This is a genomic window from Devosia sp. A369, assembly GCF_054489345.1.
Genome location: NZ_JBTMWV010000003.1, coordinates 52,332 through 67,139 on the forward strand (window position 1 = coordinate 52,332; position 14,808 = coordinate 67,139).

Below are 14,808 nucleotides of genomic sequence, written 5' to 3' on the forward strand. Positions count from 1 at the left end.
CATGGCGTGGTTTAAGGCAGCGCTGGCCGTCGTCTTCCTCGGCGCCATGGCGCCAGCGGCGCATGCCGAGATTGACGGTCACGGGCCGGATAGCTGGCGCGTCACCAATGTGCGCGTTGGCGAGGTGCTCAACGCAAGGATGGGGCCGGGCACCAACTATCCGGTGATCGAAACTTTTGCCGACTATGAGCGTGGGCTGCAGCAGATCACCTGCGTGCCGTTTTACACGGCAGCCCATTTCATGGCGATGAGTGAGACCGAGATTGCTTCCCTGCCGCAGCGCTGGTGCCTGATGCGCGATGCTGCGATGCGCAAGGCCGGTTGGGTGGCGCAGCACTATATCACCCCTGATAATGCCGAGACGCTGACCGTAACACCGGCGACGGCGCCTGCCGCGCCACCGGCAACCGAGCCTTACGCACCCGATCCCAATATCGACCCGGTCGATCAGGCGACGGATCTGGTGCGCGAAATCTACGAGCGCCAGTTCCAGTCCGAGAACAGCAACCTGCCCAGCGCGTTTGACCCGTCAGTGTCGCACCACTACTTCACCAACGATATTGTGGCTTGGCTCGCCTCCGGCGATATTGGCGCGCATCCGCTCTACGGCGCCCAGGACTTCGATGGCGCTATCGGCGAGCCGACCCCCGATCCCGATCAGCCCATGTTTCGCGGCATGATCACTATCAATGTCGACTTCACCAATTTCGGCCAGCCGCAGCGCGCGGTGTTCTATCTGCGGGCCGACACCGAACGGGCGCGCGCGCCCTTGCGCGTATTCCGCATCGAGCATGATGGTTGGTCCCTGCCCTAGCGCGTGCCCCAACCGTATAGGCATCAGCACTGTTTTGCCGGCGCTCTCGCCCCAAATGATCACGAGGCGAGGGGCCGGCGAAAGTCTAAGCTGATCTTTCCAACCACCCAGTTGTACTAAAGCGCCACAACGCGATACCATAAGTCGCATTGCATGGCCGCGCCGTTGTTCGTAAGCGGAGCTGGATACAACGGTGGATAGACATGAACGAGACGGAAAACACTTCCGACAACCTGCACCTGCTGGACCTGACGACCGAGATCGTTGCGGCTTATGTGAGCAACAATGCCGTCAGCCCCACGGACTTGGTCGGCCTCATCACTGACACGCACGCTGCGCTGCTGTTGCAGCAACAGGGCGAGGTGATCGAGCCGGTCGTCGAACTGACCCCGGCTGTGCCCATCAAGAAATCGGTCACGCCCGAAGCGCTGATCTGTCTCGAGGACGGCAAGAAGTTCAAGTCGCTCAAGCGGCATCTGGCGTCGCATCACAATCTGACGCCCGAGCAGTATCGCGAGAAATGGAACCTGCCGCAGGACTATCCGATGACGGCGCCCGCCTATTCGGCGACGCGGTCGGCGCTGGCCAAGGCCAATGGGCTCGGCCGCTCCCCCGCAGCGCCGGTGCTCGAGGTCGTGCCCGGCCCTGCCAAGCGCAAGAAGCTGGGGCTGAAGTTTCAGTAATCATCTGAGCCGGCGGTCTGAACACCCGCCGGCAATGCCGCGTTAATTGTCGTCGGCGACGTCGGGCAGCGGCAGGAAGTCGATGCCGTCATCGAGCAGGCCCGCCACTTCGTCGCGCGTCGCCTCGCCATAGATGCCGCGCGCTTCCACTTCCTCGAAATGGATTTTGCGCGCCTCTTCGGCAAAATTGTCGCCGACATAATCCGCCTGGCTGGTGACCTGCTGCCGATAGGCCCGCAGCATTTCGCGGAATTTGGCCGCCTCGGCCGGCGTCGGGCTCAAGGCCAGTTTTTGCGTGTCGCGGCGCGCCACGGCCGGCGCCATCAGCGCCTTTTCGATGCTGCCATCGCCACATACCGCACAGGTCACAATGCCACGCGCCTGCTGTTCATCGAACGCCGCAGCGTTCTTGAACCAGGCGTCGAACTGGTGGCCTTGGGCGCAATGGAGCGAATACTGGATCACGGCACTATCGTTTCAGGAGCCCCGATGGCTCGTTGCATAAGCATATAGGGCGTCAGGCTAGACCTGCAACGGCCCAGGAGGAGCGAAGCTGCGGGCATTGGCCAGCGCCGGGATGCGCTCACGCGCCTCCGTAACCAGTTCCGGGGTGATCTCGGCCAACAACACCCCCGGCTCGTCATGGGCCAGCTCGGCGACAATCCGCCCCCAGGGGTCGATGACCAGCGAATGGCCATAGGTCGCCCGCCCATTGGGATGCTTGCCGCCCTGCGCCGCCGCGATCACATAGGAGCCGGTTTCAATGGCCCGGGCGCGCAGCAGCACATGCCAATGCGCCTGCCCCGTCGGCACGGTGAAGGCCGCCGGCACCGCCAGCAGATTGGCCCCGGCATTGGCCAGGGTATTGAACAGGCTGGGGAAGCGCATGTCGTAGCAGATGCTCATGCCGAGCGTGAACTCGCCGACCGGCGCCACCACCGCAGCCTCGCCACCGGCATAGGTGGCGCTTTCGCGATAGGCGTTGAGCCCGGCAATATTGGCGTCGAACAAATGGATCTTGTCATAGGTCGCCGTGATCGCTCCGTCCGGCCCGAACAGCACCGAGCGATTGGCGAAACGCCCATCGGGCAGCGGCACCGCCAGTGAGCCGATATGGATATGCATGGCATGCTGCTTGGCCAGTTCGCCGATGCGCCGCAATTGCGGATGGTCTTCGAACGGCGCAGCGACGCTGGTCAGCTGCTCGCGACTCTCGGGGAAAATCACCGTGACTTCCGGGGTCAGCACATAGCTCGCGCCCTGGGCGGCGGCATCGGCCAGCATCGGCTCAAGCGCAGCGAGATTGGCTTCGGGATCAAGGCCCGAGCGCATCTGGATGGCAGCGATTTTCATGATTTATATCCTGACCGATTAGGCTGCCAGCAACGGGTCGAGCCCGCCCCGGCGATCGAGCGCCGCCATATCGTCATAGCCGCCGATATGGGCGTCATCGATGAAGATTTGCGGCACGGTGCGCCGTCCATGGGCGCGCGTCGTCATCGCCTCGCGCAGGGCCGGGTCGAGCACGCTGATCTCGGTATAGTCGGCGCCCTTGTCGGCCAGCAGCGACTTGGCGGCGTGGCAATAAGGGCAGGTCGGCGTGGTGTAGATCTCGATCTTGGCCATCACATTTTCTCCAATGAAGACAAGATGTTTGTCCCTTATATGGGCAAGTCGGCGCCAATGACAACTCGGGCAAAACTCACGACATCGACCGCCGTGACGCCGGCCTTGAGCAGGCTGCGCGCCGCCGCCTTGGTGGTGGCGCCCGTGGTATAGACATCGTCGACCAGCACGATCCGCCTGCCGCCGGCGCGCAGCAGGATTTCGGGGTCAGCGGCGAAGGCGCCGGCGACATTGCGCTGCCGGCCATCGCCACTCAAACCCACCTGCTGCCTGGTGTTGCGGCTGCGCCGGACCAGGCTCGGATCGACCCCAAGCCCGGTCAATTGCCCCAGCGCCTGCGCCAGTTCACTCGATTGGTTATAGCGCCGCTGGCGCTGCCGCGCCTTATGCAGCGGGATCGGCACCAATATCGGATTATCCGCCCACAGCTCATGCCCGGCCCCGGCCATCAGCCGGGCGCAGAAGCGGGCCAACTCGGGCCGGTCGCCATATTTGAGGCGCGAGACGATGCTGCGCGCCACCTCAGTATAGACCACCGCCGAGCGGGCGCGGCCAAACGGGGGCGGATCGGCAATGGCTTCCACCGACAGCGCGCCGGGCCCGGGATCGGCATCAAATGGCAGGCCGAGGCGGGGACATAGCGGCGCCGTGATCGGCCGCAAGCCCTGGAAACACTGGGCACACAGGCAGTCTGGGTTGGCGGTCGGGGCATCGCAGCTGAGGCAGACCGGGGGATAGACCAGATCGAGCAACACGCTGCCGGCGCGCCGCACGCCTAGGCCCAGGCGGCGACGCCAGCCCCCGCTTTTGACAAGCTCCCCGGCGCTCTCCATAAGGCAGATACTGCGTTATCTCCCCAACCGGCCGCAAGTCCATCATGAGCCAGTCGCCCGCCATCTTCGATACCGCGCTGATTGCCCGCCATCTGGCCCGGCGACAGACCATCGGCGATTTTGTCACCGAGCTGGTGCTGGCCGATCTCGACGACCGGCTGAGCGCGCTGATCCGTGACTTTCCCAAGGCCATGATCATCGGCCCCGATGTCGAGTTGCTGCCCGTGACGACCCGGTCGGCCAGCGCCGAAATCCAGTTCGAGCGCCATGCCGCCTTTGCCGGCGATGATGGCATTCCCCCGGATGACGGGAGCAAGTTCAACCTCATCGTCTCGCTGCTGCATCTGCAGGTGGTCAATGATGTGCCGGGCTATCTGGCGCGGCTGCGCGCCCGGCTGGAACCCGATGGATTGCTGATGCTTGCGGCGCTGGGCGGGGAGACGCTGACCGAGCTGCGCGAAGCCTTTCTCGCAGCCGATGCCGAGGTGTTCGGCGGCGCGTCGGCCAGGGTGGCGCCGATGATCCAGGTGCGCGACGCTGGGGCGCTGCTGCAGCGGGTCGGGCTGGCGCTGCCGGTGGCCGATGTCGAAACCCATATCGTGCGCTATGCGACCCCGTTTGCGCTGATGGCCGAACTCAAGGCGCTGGGGGCCGCCAACCCCTTGATCGACCGCTCGAAACGGCTGGCAAGCCCGGCCCTGCTCAGCGCAGCGGCGCAAGCCTATGCCGCGCGCGACAGCGATCCCGATGGCCGCATCCGGGCCACCCTCGAAATCATCTGGCTCTCGGGCTGGGCGCCGCATGAAAGCCAGCAACAGCCGCTGCGCCCCGGCAGCGCCACCACGCGGCTCAAGGACGTGCTGCGCGGTTAGCGTCAGCGCGGACACAAAAAAGGCCGGTATTGCTACCGGCCTCTTTTCAGAATTTTGCGGAGGGCGACGCTTAGGCGGCCGCTTCCTCGTCGGTCTCGGCGGCTTCAGTCGCGTCGGCCTTGGTGCGCTTGGGCGACTTGGCCAGATTCTTCTCGATGAGCTGGACGGCTTCGGTCAGCGTCAGCTTGTTGACGGCACCGATTTCGCGGCTCATGCGGTCCATTGCCTGTTCGAACAGCTGGCGTTCCGAATAGGACTGCTCAGGCTGGTCGTCGGAGCGATAGAGGTCGCGCACAACTTCAGCGATGGCGATGAGATCGCCCGAATTGATCTTGGCTTCGTATTCCTGGGCACGACGCGACCACATGGTGCGCTTGACGCGGGCGCGACCGGTAACGGTGACCAGCGCCTGATCGACCAGTGTCTCCTCGGCGAGCTTGCGCATGCCAACGGACTTGATCTTGGCGACAGGAACGCGCAGGGTCAGTTTGTCCTGCTCGAAGCTGATGACGAACAACTCAAGGGTCATCCCAGCGACTTCTTGTTCCTCGATCGAGACGATCACGCCGACGCCGTGCGACGGATAGACCACGTACTCGCCCGTCTTGAACCCAAGCCGCTGCTGTGACTTCTTGGCTACCATATTCATGGAACTCCTTGTTGACGCCCCAAAATGGACAATTCCCTGCGGGAAGGATCGTCCACTCCTACTCTTACCTCACGTCCGGACGGGACGCTGCGCGCAGCACAACCCCATGGGCACCCGGGTCCGCTTTCCCCGGAGCACATGCATCCAATGATGTTGTCAAAAAAATCGTGCCTTAAGGCACGGGCTGGGTGACGGGCTTAACTGCATCTGAAAAGACCATAGCACAAATTTTCAGCAGAATCAAAAACTACGAATCAGGTCGTAAATCACCGTGGCGCGACGAGCGCGCAAGTGGGCGATGCTGAGGCCCAGGGTGATCGGATGAGCTGTCCACAGCCTATCCACAATTTGCGCCCGGCCGCGTTCTGCGCACCGCGAGCAAAGCCGGCGGCGAACCGCCTGCCGGCCAGAAAACTCAGTCGCCTTCGCCGGGGGCTTCGGAGAAATACTTCTCCAGCTTGCCGTCTTCGCCGTCTTTTTCCTTGGCCTCGGGCAGAGGATCGCGCCTCTCGGTCAAATTGGGCCAGAGCGAGGCGAACTTGGTATTGAGCACCAGCCACTCATCCAAGCCGCTTTCGGTATCGGGCTTGATGGCTTCGGCCGGGCATTCGGGCTCGCAGACGCCGCAGTCGATACACTCGTCCGGGTGGATCACCAGCATGTTCTCGCCTTCGTAGAAGCAGTCCACCGGACACACTTCCACGCAATCGGTGTATTTACAGGCGATGCAATTGTCGGTGACGATGTAGGTCATCTCGGGGCGGCAGTCCGGGCAGGTCTCAACAGGTCCGGTGCTAACCCGTTTTGGTGCCCCCCGCAAGGCTGCAGAGGCGCACCTTTTGGCGCAGGCAGGCCCCCAGCAGGAAAGCTATTCCGGCAGCGTCGGCGCGTCACGGCGAATGGCGGTAAACCAGGTCCTCCGGATCCTGCCGCGCCGCCGCCGGATCGCACACCGCTCCCAGCCGTTCGGCCACGGCGATGGAGGCAAGATTGCCGGCGTCGATATAGCTGACCAGCGTCGACAGACCCCGCACGGTGAACGCCCAATCGCGCAACGCCCGCGCCGCTTCGGCAGCGTAGCCGTGCCCCTCATGCCCGTCATAAAGCAGCCAGCCCAGTTCCTGTTCGGGAAACAGCGGCCCGTGATTGATGCCCACCTGGCCGACACAGGCGCCGGTAGCAGTCAGGTCGACCATCAACGCGCCGTGGCCGAATAATTCCCACTGGGCGATATCGTGGCAGAACAGGCCCCAGGCGGCGAAACGGTTATACGGGCCACCCATGTAAACCGCGCGTGGCGACGCCATCAGCGCTTCATAGGCAGGAAAATCGGCGATTACCGGCGGGCGCAGCGTGAGGCGCGAGGTGGTGAGCGTGGGGATCATCTTTCTTCACCTCTCCCTTGGGGGAGAGGTGAAGAAAGACTCAATCATTACCATCATCCCCACCACGCAACTTGTCGGTCTCCCGCCGTTCCTTCTTGGTCGGCCGGCCGCTGCCTTCGGCGCGGGGGGCGATGGCGGCTTCGTAGGGCGACTGCTCGGCCTTGGGCAGCACCGGGGGCGATAGGTCTTCGTAGAGCGCCTGGGCTTCGGCGGCCGGGCCGCGCCTGGTCCCGCAATCGAGAATGCGCCAGACCAGGATGCGACTATGCAGGCTCATGGTCAGCACATCGCCCGCCCCGACCTTGAGGTCGGAGCGGATGGTGCGTTCGGAATTGACGCGGATGGCGCCGGTTTCGATGAGCTTTTGCGCCAGCGTGCGCGATTTCAGCGCCCGCGAAAAGAACAGGAATTTGTCGAGTCGTTCCTTGCGAACGGGTTCAACACTCCCTGCCAAGCGCTACTGGCCCTTGGGCGCCTTGAGCGCCATCAGCTTGGCGAAGGGGCTGTCGGGATCGAAAGCCTTTTCCTTGCGCACTTCCACAGGCCGCTCGAAACGGGCGCGATCGCCCTGCTGGTCGGCCGGACGGCGATTGTCATTGCGGCCCTTGCCCTCGAATTTGGGGCGCGGATTGAGATGCTGGGCCTTGGCGAGGTCCTGCACTTCACCCTCGGGGCGACGCGGCGCGGACGGGCGCTGATTGCGCTCGGGACGCGAGCGCGTCTGCTGCGCCTCGCCCTCGGGACGACGACGGCCGTCGTGGCGCTTATGCTCCTGCCGCTTGCCGGCAGGCGACCAGATTTCGTCGAATTCGGGTTCGGCAGGCACGGCGGGTTCAGCCGATTCGGTCGACTCGACAGCTTCAACAGCCTCGGCCGGTGTGGCTTCGACCGTCTCCGGCGCAGCTTCGGCTTCGGCTTCGGCTTCGACTGCGGGAGCAGTTTCCTCGACCGGGGCCGCTGCTTCGACAGCAGCAGTCTCGACCGGCGCTACGTCTTCGGCCGGAGCGGCGTCGACGGTTTCGGTCGAAGCGGTCGCCTCGGCATCAACCGGCGCGCTTGCCTCGGCGGCAACTTCAGCAACAGCCGGCGCCGCCACCTTGGGGGTGCGCTTGACGCGATAACCCAGCGAATTGAGGATCGAGGCGAAATCTTCGCCCGAGCAACCCAGCAGCGAGGTCATTTCCACGGTGACTCGGAAGCCATTGCCTTCGGCGGCGCCAGCCGGCAACTCGCCCTGATGGCGGGTCGGATCGAGCGCGATCAGCGGGCGGATGATATCGGCGAGGCGTTCGAGAATATCGACGCGCACGGCACGCTTGCCGGCCACCTTGAAGCCAGCGACTTCATAGAGGCGGGTATCGACTTCGGGATCGACCACGAAGCTGGTGCGGCCGCTCAGCACGATATGCGGAATGTCGGTGACGCCGGCCTGGCGCACGCCGCCATTCTGGAGCGCGAACAGTATCACCGCCAGCTCGCGTGGGGCGGGCTTGAGCGAGAGCGGCAGATAGATGTGATAGGCGCCGAACTTGACGCCGAGCTTGCGCAGCTTGCCGCGCACGTCCTGATCGAGCGTCTTGACCTCTTCAGCCACCTGGCTGCGGGGGATCAGGCCGAGATGCTCAAACAGCTGATAGGCGATGCCGCGCGCCGGACCTTCGAGGTCGGTCGGGGCTTCCAGCGCCATGACGCCTTCGAGCACGGTATTGATGTGGTGGCGCAGCCAGAGGCTGAGGCGATCCTGCACGCGCTCAAGATCGGTGCCGGTGAGGCCCTCATCGGCCAGCAGCAGGATGCGCGGACGATACAGCGCATCGCCCTCGATCAGCTCGGCGACGATGTCGCCCTTCCAGCGCAGGCGACCATCAGTGGCCAGCACGAATTCTTCATTGGGCGCGCCGGCCAGCCGGTCGGCCCGATTGGCGATCTCGGGGGCCACCACATGGTCGGCCGCCGCGCGCAGCCCCTTGATGTCGGCATCGCCGTCATTTCGGGCGATGGTGAAGCGGAAGCCTTCAAGCGTGCCGATGAGATGGCCTTCCAGCCGCACTTCGCCACGCTCATTGATCTCGGGAGATGCCATACGTTTGTCTTTCAGGTGACGAAGCAGCACGCTGGTGCGCCGGTCGACGAACCGCTGGGTTAAACGCTCATGCAGCGCGTCACTCAGCCGATCTTCAATATCCCGGGTCTTTTCGCGCCAATGTGCGGGGTCTGCAAGCCAGTTTTTGCGGTTCGCGACGAAGGTCCATGTGCGGATCTGCTTGATCCGGTTGCTTAAAGTGTCAATATCGCCGCTCGCATTGTCGCAAAAGCGCACCTGCTCGGCAATCCAGTCCGCGTCAACCTTGCCGCGCTTGACTAAATCCGAGTAAATTCGGGTGACGATTTCTCCATGATTGGCCGGCGAAATCCCTTGATAATCAGGGATTTGGCAGCACTCCCACAGCAGGCGCGCCCCATCGAGGCCCCGGGCCAGCTTACCCGCCTCATTGCGGGCAACGAACTCGAGGGCATGCTGATCCTTGGCAATCGGCACCCTGGTCAGACTGCGGTGGTCGGGGGTGGCTTCGAGGCTATAGCGCAACGCATCGATGGAGCTGAAATCCAGCTGATTGTTGCGCCATTGCAGCACTTTTACCGGAGCGAAGTCGTGGGTTTCGAGCGCCACGACCATTTCTTCATCGAATCCCTCGGTGCCGCCGGTGACGCCAAAGGTGCCATTGCGGGCATGGCGACCGGCACGGCCGGCGATCTGGCCCAGCTCGGCCGGGGTCAGCGGACGGCTGGTATGGCCATCGAATTTGCTGTCATCGGCAAAGGCGACATGGTGGATATCGAGGTTCAGCCCCATGCCGATGGCATCGGTGGCGACCAGAAAATCCACATCGCCATTCTGATACAGTTCCACCTGGGCATTGCGGGTGCGCGGGCTGAGCGCCCCCATCACCACGGCGGCGCCGCCGCGCTCGCGCCGGATCAATTCGGCGATGGCATAGACCTGCCGCGCCGAGAAGGCGACGATGGCACTGCGTTCGGGCTGGCGCGAGATTTTCTTCGACCCGGCATAGGTCAGGTGGGAAAACCGGGGCCGGTCGATGATTTCGCAATGCGGCAATAGCCGGCGGATCACCGGCTCCATGGTGGCGGCGCCGAGCAGCAGGGTTTCGCTGCTGCCGCGCGCATGCAGGATGCGGTCGGTAAACACATGGCCGCGGTCGAAATCGGTGGCGGTCTGGATTTCGTCGATGGCGACGCAATCGACGCGGATATCCATCGGCATGGCTTCGACGGTGCAGACCCAGAAGCGCGGCCGCGCCGGCACGATGCGCTCCTCGCCGGTCACCAGCGCCACCGCGCCCTCGCCCACCCGCTCGACGCAGCGCTGATACACCTCGCGCGCCAGCAAACGCAGCGGCAGGCCGATCATCCCGGTGGGATGGGCCAGCATGCGCTCGATGGCAAAATAGGTCTTGCCGGTATTGGTGGGGCCAAGAATCGCCTTGACCGACTGAGGGGGCGCGAAAGTCATTGCCGACAATGTAGGCGGTCACGATGGCGGTTGCGAGATGGTCCGGCGTTTGTCCCAAGAAAGGACAGGCTTTGCGACCCTTTTGCCACGCCGGTTAACGGCAGGAACAAGCAGGGAACGAAACGGCACCGAATCGGCGCGACTCACAGAATCTGGTTTCGTTCACGGCTAGCAGTGGTAGCGGCAGCGGCTTCGGACACCAGAGGATGGCGAAATCGGGGCTGCGACCGGGAAACAGCCAAAAATCCGTTCAGCTTGGTTACCGGCAGGTTAATTTCGGCCGGAAACGGGCAAAAGTAAACGCGCGGTAAATCCTTGTCTGGCAAAGATTTTTGGCAGATTTATGACGCGGGGTGCGGCGGCTATGGGGCGGCGCGACGCAAATTGAGGAAACAGGCAATTGACCGTGCCGGAGTGGGACAGGCGGGGGCAATTCTACCGCACGCGCAGTCGGCCCACCCTCCCCCTTGCGGGGAGGGACAGCGAGATAGGACTTAGCCCTTCGCTAAGTCCGTGATCGAGCCGGGTGGGGGTATCTCGCCGCAAGCGCCGTGCCCGTGACTCACCCCCACCCTTGATCCCTCCCCGCAAGGGGGAGGGTGTCGACTGCGAGATCGGGGGTCATCACCATTCCCATATCTGGACACAATCGCCCGCCCATCCGCCGCTCCGTTCACCATCGAACCAAACCGGGAACGAACAGGGACAGAATCGGGCGAACAGGCAAAATGCGGGTTTGTTCACGGCCAGATGTGGTGGCGGGAGCGGGCTGGGACACAAGAGGGGTCGAAATGACGTCGCGCCGGCGCCGGCACGGCGCAAACCGGTTCACCTTGGTTAGAAAAGGGTTAATTTCGGCCGATTCTGCCCGTTTGTGAGCAGAACATTGCGCGAAAATCCGCGCCCGGCCGGCGGCCGTTAACCTCTATGGCCACGGCCGCAGCCACTATGGCGGGGCAAAATTGGTAATAAAGCCGTTGACCGTCCCGAAGCGGGACGGGACCTATTGGGTCAGGCTGGTCAGCACCATCGACAGATCGCCCATATTGGTGCCGAGCAGCACGCGATATGGGATGAAATAGCCGGTCTCGCCCAACGGGGCGTACCAGATGATGATGCGGTCGCTATTGGCCAGATAGGTGGTGATGTCCGAGCTGGTGAAATGGCCCGACACCGGCTGATACGACACCGTGCACAGCACCACCGGCCCCTGATAGCCGGTGCGGGGCGACGTGGCCTTGTCCTCGCCGGCATAGCTCATGGCGATATTGAAGCGCTCGACGCCGGTGAAAATCTTGGCCTGGCGCTGGCACAGGCTCTTGTCGAGCGCCTTGCCCTTGAGCACGAAGGAAGACAGGAAATCGGCCACCCCGGTCAGGTGGCGGCGTTCCAGCGGCACCCGGTCATAATTATCCAGGATCGGCGGCTCGACCTTGAAGGAGGAGACATCCTTGCCGGCGAAGGTCACGTCGACCGTGAAGCTGTCGCCATTGGCGCGGGTCTGCAGGTTGAATTTGTCGGCCAGCAAGGTGCTGCCTGAGGACTTGCCCACCGAGGTGGCGTTGGCGGTGCCGCTGGCCACCAGCGTGCCCAGCCCCGCCACATTGGCCGACAGATCGAGCGTATAGGCCCGGCCATCATCCTTGAGATCGACATTCATGGCGGCAATATTGATGCCGCCCAGCGTCATGACATAGCGTGCCGTGGCATCGACCTCGGCGGCCGCGACCGGAAACGTGAACAAAACGGCCAGCGCGGCCAGGGGAGCGAAACGGGACTGGATCAAGGCGGCTGGTCTCTGGGGGCGGGGGCGGCGCGAATCAGTGATTTGAACAAAACTGCCTGCGCACCATGGCCCATGCAAGGCGCTCGCGGGCGTTTGAGCCCCGCTTGCCTTGACTGCGGCGGCCATTTTCTCTAGAGACACGCCAGATCTCATAACAATCGAGGCCCGTCGCGGCATTGTCCGCCACGCAGGACCTTTACACAAATAGGATATCTCCAAATGGCACGTCGCTGTGAATTGACTGGCAAGGGCGTAATGGTTGGCAACAACGTCTCCCACGCTCTTAACCGCACCCGCCGCCGGTTCCTGCCGAACCTGGTGAACGTCACGCTGATTTCGGACGCGCTCGGTCGCTCGATCAAGCTGCGCATCTCGGCTGCGGCACTCCGCACCGTCGAACACCGCGGTGGTCTCGACGCCTTCCTGCTCAAGCAGAGCGACGACACGCTGTCGACGCTGGCTGCCGGCATCAAGAAGGAAATTCGCGCCACGCTCGCCGCCAACGCTTAAGCGACCGGCCAGCTATCGAATTTGAACCGCGTGGGGTAATGCCCCGCGCGGTTTTTTATTTGGCCCGCTGCATTCGCACCGGCCGAAGCACTCTCGGATCAAAGCCGAGGGTGACGAACGACGCCTGGGGGGCTATAGGTCCCCGCATAACACTGCGCTCCGGTCTGTTGCCGGTCGGCGCTAACAGAGGTGCATTCTGATGCTTGCTCGCTTCATGACGGCCGTGGCCGCCATGGTCGCGGTTGTTGCCGCGTCCAATTTTCTCGTTCAGTTCCCGGTCGATGTTCAGCTCGGCGGCATCCATGTCGGCGATATCCTCACCTGGGGTGCCTTCACCTATCCGGTGGCCTTTCTGGTCACCGACCTGACCAACCGCGCCTTCGGCCCGGCCCGGGCGCGCCTCGTGGTGCTGGCCGGTTTCGCCGTGGCGGTGGTCCTGTCGATCTGGCTCGCCACGCCGCGCATCGCCATTGCCTCGGGCACGGCCTTCCTCTGCGCCCAGTTCCTCGATATTTCCATCTTCCACCGCCTGCGTCATGGCGCCTGGTGGCAGGCGCCGATGTTTTCCTCGCTGGTCAGCTCGGCGCTCGACACGGTGATCTTCTTCTCGCTGGCCATGGCCCCCGCTTTCGTGGCGCTGGACACGCTGTTCGGCCGCGAGGATGGCTCCCTAGCCTTCCCCGCCCCGCTGCTCGGCGTCGGGCCCGAGGTGGAGCTGTGGGTCTCGCTGGGGCTGGGTGACTTCCTGGTCAAGCTGGTGCTCGCCGTACTGATGCTGGCGCCCTACAAGACCCTGCGCAGCTGGCTGGCCGGGCGTGGGGCCGTAGCGGCTTAGGCTAAACTCCCCCTCTCCCCTTGAGGGAGAAATTTGGCCATTCACCTTAGCAATATCAATAGGTTACGCTGCTACCGAAAGGCATAACACTGCATCTTGTTATGCACAAGTGAGGGATGAAACTGGGGTGGCAGGTGGCATCAACAATGGCGTGGTAGGTTTCGAAAACTTAGGTGGAGAGCCAGTTGGCGCGTAGATACTGCCAAGCATTTTCGACCGGGTTCGGGGTCGGGATGGCAGGAAGACCATGGTGAGTTTCGCGGCACATCGACTACGCCAGTGTTGTGCCAACAGGTCCTCTCGAGCAACAGAATGCTAATCGGTGTAGGGTTTAACGGGCCGACTGGCCCGCTAAACCATCGAATCACATGATGGCGGGATCGTGCAATTGTGCTCAACTACCTGGGTTTTGCGCCCTCAAAGCAACCGGTACTGCCTGGCCTTGTTGCGCAGGAATGGAAGCCCCCTATCCATCACCTCCTCGAAGCTATTGGCAACGGGACGCCATACGGCGAGACCATGAGCGAGTTCGGGCGGCATGTTTATGAAGCTCTCCATGGCGATTCCACCCTTGTACCCGATGGCAGCAAGCGTCGCGTAGATCTCGTCCCAGTTGCAGGTTCCCTCGCCTGGCGTACCGCGATCAGATTCAGACATATGGATATAGCGCAGCAAATCGCCGGCATCGATAATGCCGTTGCCAACGCCCTTTTCTTCGATATTCATGTGATAGGTGTCGAGATGGATGAAGATGTTGTCTTCTCCCACCTTCTCGATCATCCACCTGGCCTGGGCAGCGGTGTTGATCAGGTGGTTCTCGTAGCGGTTTACCGGCTCGATGCCGAAGGCAATGCCCAATTGCCTGGCATATTTGGCAGCCGCTTCCAACGCGCGAGCGACATTGTCGTATTCTTGGGCGGTTGGAGGAAAGCCGGACCGTTGCCCTATGCCGCCATAGGTCACGCCCGACAGCGCCTCGGCACCCATGCTGGCGGTCACGTCCATGGCCAGTTTAAGGTGGGCAATGCCGGCCTCGGGGGCCATGGACGGCCAAGCATTTTCCGGCAGGCCCAGCGAGCAGACCGCGCGCAATCCATGGGCGTCAAGCAGCGCCCGCGTATGCGAGGCATCGACATCTCCCGGGTTCAGCAGCGCGATCTCGATGAAGTCCATACCGTAGGCGGCGGCGGCCGGAATCGTCCGTTCTGCCCCCGCGCGGTCCCAGTTCATAGTCCACATGCTGGTGTGAACGCCAAAACCCTGCATTGTTCGTCCCTTTCGTA

Annotated in this window: 16 protein-coding genes; 5 read left to right on the forward strand and 11 right to left on the reverse strand. The window is 63.1% G+C overall.

Annotated features, from left to right (window positions below; all coding sequences use genetic code 11):
• The first annotated feature begins 1 nt into the window (after position 1).
• Positions 2 to 814 (forward strand): SH3 domain-containing protein, encoded by an 813-nt coding sequence (locus ACX3OZ_RS05450; protein WP_459093764.1) that lies wholly within the window; start codon positions 2 to 4, stop codon positions 812 to 814.
• A 203-nt stretch (positions 815 to 1,017) separates the two neighbouring features.
• On the forward strand, positions 1,018 to 1,497 hold the full coding sequence (locus ACX3OZ_RS05455) for a Ros/MucR family transcriptional regulator (protein WP_459093765.1): 480 nt from the start codon (positions 1,018 to 1,020) through the stop codon (positions 1,495 to 1,497).
• A 42-nt stretch (positions 1,498 to 1,539) separates the two neighbouring features.
• On the opposite strand, the gene ACX3OZ_RS05460 is transcribed toward ACX3OZ_RS05455, so the two are convergent.
• Genes ACX3OZ_RS05460 through ACX3OZ_RS05475 form a run of 4 tightly spaced genes read right to left on the reverse strand, consistent with a single transcriptional unit; the run spans position 1,540 to position 3,896 of the window.
• Positions 1,540 to 1,962, reverse strand: coding sequence for a DUF1178 family protein (locus tag ACX3OZ_RS05460; protein WP_459103981.1), 423 nt, complete (start codon positions 1,960 to 1,962; stop codon positions 1,540 to 1,542).
• Between the two features lie 57 nt (positions 1,963 to 2,019).
• The gene (locus ACX3OZ_RS05465; RefSeq protein WP_459103982.1) at positions 2,020 to 2,850 is read right to left on the reverse strand and encodes a carbon-nitrogen hydrolase family protein; all 831 of its coding nucleotides are present in this window, start codon (positions 2,848 to 2,850) and stop codon (positions 2,020 to 2,022) included.
• 18 nt (positions 2,851 to 2,868) lie between these two features.
• Entirely contained in the window at positions 2,869 to 3,123 is a 255-nt protein-coding gene (gene grxC / locus ACX3OZ_RS05470; RefSeq protein ID WP_459093768.1) for a glutaredoxin 3, read from the reverse strand.
• Positions 3,124 to 3,158: 35 nt separating this feature from the next.
• A complete protein-coding gene (locus ACX3OZ_RS05475) occupies positions 3,159 to 3,896 on the reverse strand; it encodes a ComF family protein (RefSeq protein WP_459093769.1) in 738 nt (245 codons plus the stop codon).
• A gap of 104 nt (positions 3,897 to 4,000) precedes the next feature.
• Between ACX3OZ_RS05475 and ACX3OZ_RS05480 the strand changes: the two genes are divergently transcribed.
• Complete coding sequence (locus ACX3OZ_RS05480) at positions 4,001 to 4,828, forward strand: SAM-dependent methyltransferase (protein WP_459093770.1); 828 nt, start codon at positions 4,001 to 4,003, stop codon at positions 4,826 to 4,828.
• Between the two features lie 70 nt (positions 4,829 to 4,898).
• On the opposite strand, the gene ACX3OZ_RS05485 is transcribed toward ACX3OZ_RS05480, so the two are convergent.
• The 6 genes from ACX3OZ_RS05485 to ACX3OZ_RS05510 all read right to left on the reverse strand — a co-directional run bounded on the left by ACX3OZ_RS05485 (position 4,899) and on the right by ACX3OZ_RS05510 (position 12,180).
• Positions 4,899 to 5,477: a CarD family transcriptional regulator gene (locus ACX3OZ_RS05485; RefSeq protein WP_459093771.1), complete on the reverse strand. Its 579-nt coding sequence runs from the start codon at positions 5,475 to 5,477 to the stop codon at positions 4,899 to 4,901.
• A gap of 415 nt (positions 5,478 to 5,892) precedes the next feature.
• Positions 5,893 to 6,231 carry a ferredoxin FdxA gene (gene fdxA, locus ACX3OZ_RS05490; RefSeq protein WP_459093772.1) on the reverse strand — a complete coding sequence of 113 codons (339 nt, stop codon included), beginning with the start codon at positions 6,229 to 6,231 and terminating at the stop codon, positions 5,893 to 5,895.
• A gap of 136 nt (positions 6,232 to 6,367) precedes the next feature.
• A complete protein-coding gene (locus tag ACX3OZ_RS05495; protein ID WP_459093773.1) occupies positions 6,368 to 6,862 on the reverse strand; it encodes a GNAT family N-acetyltransferase in 495 nt (164 codons plus the stop codon).
• A gap of 40 nt (positions 6,863 to 6,902) precedes the next feature.
• Entirely contained in the window at positions 6,903 to 7,316 is a 414-nt protein-coding gene (locus ACX3OZ_RS05500) for an RNA-binding S4 domain-containing protein (protein WP_459093774.1), read from the reverse strand.
• 3 nt (positions 7,317 to 7,319) lie between these two features.
• Positions 7,320 to 10,394: a helicase-related protein gene (locus ACX3OZ_RS05505; protein WP_459103983.1), complete on the reverse strand. Its 3,075-nt coding sequence runs from the start codon at positions 10,392 to 10,394 to the stop codon at positions 7,320 to 7,322.
• 1,003 nt (positions 10,395 to 11,397) lie between these two features.
• Entirely contained in the window at positions 11,398 to 12,180 is a 783-nt protein-coding gene (locus ACX3OZ_RS05510; RefSeq protein ID WP_459093776.1) for a DUF3108 domain-containing protein, read from the reverse strand.
• A gap of 219 nt (positions 12,181 to 12,399) precedes the next feature.
• Here ACX3OZ_RS05510 and rpmB point away from each other — a divergent pair, with 219 nt between their 5' ends.
• Complete coding sequence (gene rpmB / locus ACX3OZ_RS05515; protein WP_459093777.1) at positions 12,400 to 12,690, forward strand: 50S ribosomal protein L28; 291 nt, start codon at positions 12,400 to 12,402, stop codon at positions 12,688 to 12,690.
• A 199-nt stretch (positions 12,691 to 12,889) separates the two neighbouring features.
• A complete protein-coding gene (locus ACX3OZ_RS05520; RefSeq protein ID WP_459093778.1) occupies positions 12,890 to 13,525 on the forward strand; it encodes a VUT family protein in 636 nt (211 codons plus the stop codon).
• Between the two features lie 417 nt (positions 13,526 to 13,942).
• Here the strand turns inward: ACX3OZ_RS05520 and ACX3OZ_RS05525 are convergent, their stop codons facing one another.
• Entirely contained in the window at positions 13,943 to 14,791 is an 849-nt protein-coding gene (locus tag ACX3OZ_RS05525; protein WP_459103984.1) for a sugar phosphate isomerase/epimerase family protein, read from the reverse strand.
• Positions 14,792 to 14,808: the final 17 nt, after the last annotated feature.